Below are 3052 nucleotides of genomic sequence, written 5' to 3' on the forward strand. Positions count from 1 at the left end.
GGCCTTCAGCGCATCCATCAGGTTGATGACATTGCCGCGCTCGGGTGCCGCCGCGATGATCGGCTTGTGGCCTTTCAGCTTCTCGCGGATCATCGTCATGAGTGCCGCCTCGTAGCGGTCCTCATAATTCTTCGGATCGAAGGTGGTTTCCTTCTGCTTGATCAGCGCCTCGGCGAGCTGCAGCATTTCGGGGTCGGGCTTGCCAGCCGGGATGTTGCCGAAATATTCAGCCGTGCCGCGTACTTCGTTCGGGTTCCTCAATGTACACACGAACATACCGTTCTCGCGCGCGCCGATCGTCACCACGCGCTCGCGGCTGGACAGCACCAGGCGGGCGATCGCCAGCTTGCCGGATTTGCGCATCGCTTCGCGCAGCACGGCAAAGGTCTCTTCCGCCATCGCACCGTCGGGCGCCATGTAGTAGGGCGCGTCCTGATAGATGACATCGACCTCGTCCTCGTCGACGAAGGCCTCGATGTTCATCGTGTGATTGGATTCGATGCGCACCGCATCGAGATCGGCATCATCGATGATGATGTACTGCTTGTCCTCGTATTCGTAGCCCTTGACCAGATCAGCACGCTCGACGAGCCCCAATTCGGGGTCGACCGGTTTCATGTTGATGCGGTTATGGGTCTTCTTGTGCAACTGGTTGAAGCTGATGCGCTCGCTGGCGCTGGTGGCGGGATATAGCCGCACCGGACAGCTCACGAGGCTGAGTTTGAGGTAACCTTTCCAACTTGCCCTGGGCGCCATGAAACACTCCTACGCGGCCATGCACTGACATTTGCTGCAGCGCTTTTCGTCCGAAGGACGATTGGCGCCGAGGAAATCCTACACCGACCCCACACGATACAGGCAAATCCCTGACGAAATCTTCCGGTACGTCTTTGAGGTCGTGGCGGAGAGAATAATTCAAATTGTCGGAAGCGTCGATGGACTTGGAATTGAGACGCTGGCGGGACTGCGCCCTCATCTCGCGACTACTTCCTCGTTCCCTCGAACACCGGCAAATCCCGCGCGAACTCGTCGATCTCCGCCCACGGATCGCCCGACGTCGCCAGCAGCCCCGGCAGGGAGGAATAGTTCAGATACTGCGGCGCATCGATGGATTCCAGATCGCTCCAGCTCACCGGCGTCGAGGCCGGCAGATTGGTGCGGGCGCGCAAGGAATAAGGGGCTGCGGAGGTGTGGCCGCGCGCATTGCGATGATAATCGATGAAGATGCGCTTCTTGCGGTTGTCCTTGCCCATGGTGGTGGTGAAGGTGTCCGGCGCCGTTGTCGCCAGATGCGTGGCGATGGCGCTGGTCGCCTGGTGCAGTTTCTTCCAGTTCTGCTTGCCCGTCACCGGCACGGTGATGTGGATGCCGCTGCCGCCGGAGGTCTTGGCGAACGGCACCAGCCCCAGGCGCTCCAATTCGCCCTTGATGTGCACGGCGGCCTCGACCACCTCGCGCCATGAAATCCCCTCGCCCGGATCGAGGTCGAGGACGATCTGGTCGGGTCTGTCGAGGCTGGTGCGGTGGGTGCCCCAGGTATGGAACTCGACGACGCCGAACTGCGCCAGCGCCAGATATCCTTTCGCGCCTTCGATCGAGAGATAGGATTTGGTCTCGCCCTCCGAATTTGTCGCCTCGAATGTCACCACCGAGGGCGGCATACCGGTGAAGGCGTGGCGCTGGAAGAAGCAATCCTTCGGCAGGCCGGTCGGGCAGCGCACCAGCGACACCGGCCGGCCGAGGATGTGCGGCAGCATGAAATCGCCGACCAGCGCATAATAGACGGCGATGTCGAGCTTGGTCGGGCCGGTCTTGCCGAACAGCCGGCGCGTCGGGTTGGTCACCCAGATGGTGGCAAGGTCGGCCTCGGCGATCAGCCGCTTGCGTTTGGACGAGACCGGCGTCGACAGGCCGACATCTCTCAAACCGCGGAAGACGCCGTGGCGCAGTGCGTTGTCCGATGTGCGGTTGGCGTAATGGATGCGCGCCGACAGCAGCGGGCGCACCCAGTTCATCTCGCGCATGATTTCGCGCGGGACGCCCTCGGGCGCGGTGGCGCCTTCCCGCAGCGGCTCCAGCCTGGCGAGCAGCTCACCGGCGGTGGCGGCATCGAAACCAGTGCCGACCTTGCCGCGATAATGCAATTCACCATCCTCAAACTCTGCCATGCCGAGCGCCGCCAGCCCTTCGGCCGCATCGGAGATGGTGAAGCCTGCGACGACGAAGTCGTCCGACAGCAACGCCTTGGTCTTGGTCCAGCTTTTGCTTCGGCCGCTCTGATAGATGGCCGTGGCGCGCTTGGAGACGACACCCTCCAGCCCCAGTTCCGACGCCTGGTCGTAGAGCCCCTGCCCCGAGCCCTCGACATGGTCGGAGAACTGGATGGCGGAATTGGCACCGAGGCCCGACAGCATCTGCGCCAGCAGCGCCTTGCGCCGGACCAGCGGCGCCTTGGTCAGGTCCCAGCCGTCGAGATGGAGAAGATCGAAGGCGTAGAAATGGAGCTTGCTGCCGGCGCCCTGCGCCAGCGCATCCTGCAGCAGCGCGAAGCGGCTGATGCCCTTGGCATCGAGCACCACGATCTCGCCGTCGACGATGGCGTCGCGGCACGGCAGTTTGGCGAACGCATGCGGCAGGTCGCCATAGCGCTTCGTCCAGTCGATGCCGCCACGGGTGATCAGCTTGACCGCGCCCTCAGTAAGATGCGCCATGGTGCGGTAGCCGTCGAATTTGATTTCGTGCAGCCAGACTTCCCTTGTGTCCCCGCCATCCGGTGGTTTTGGCACCTGCGTCGCCAGTTGCGGCTCGATACGAGCAAGCATGGGGGCCTTGAACGCACCCGGCAGCGTGCCGGGCTTCAGCGATCCCTGTCTGGGCGCGGGTTTGGCGGCTGGCTTCGCCGGCGCCGCCAACTCCTCGATGCGCAATCCGGATTTGACGCTTTCCGGCCGGGCCGTGAGGATGTCAAGCGCGGTGTCGGCGGCGAGGTCGCGCTCCTTGAACAGCAGCCAGTTCTTCTTGTTTTCGTCTTCCCCGGGTTTCGGCTTCAGCC

At 63.1% G+C, this 3052-nt stretch carries 2 protein-coding genes; both read right to left on the reverse strand.

What is annotated here, in order from left to right; genetic code table 11:
- The coding region (locus tag EN906_RS28870; protein ID WP_127375553.1) for a Ku protein at positions 1 to 756 on the reverse strand (756 nt) is incomplete at its 3' end.
- Between the two features lie 227 nt (positions 757 to 983).
- A partial coding sequence (gene ligD / locus EN906_RS28875) for a DNA ligase D (RefSeq protein ID WP_127375554.1) occupies positions 984 to 3052 on the reverse strand: 2069 nt, incomplete at its 5' end.

The organism is Mesorhizobium sp. M7A.F.Ca.CA.004.06.1.1 (assembly GCF_003999135.1).
Lineage (GTDB): Bacteria > Pseudomonadota > Alphaproteobacteria > Rhizobiales > Rhizobiaceae > Mesorhizobium.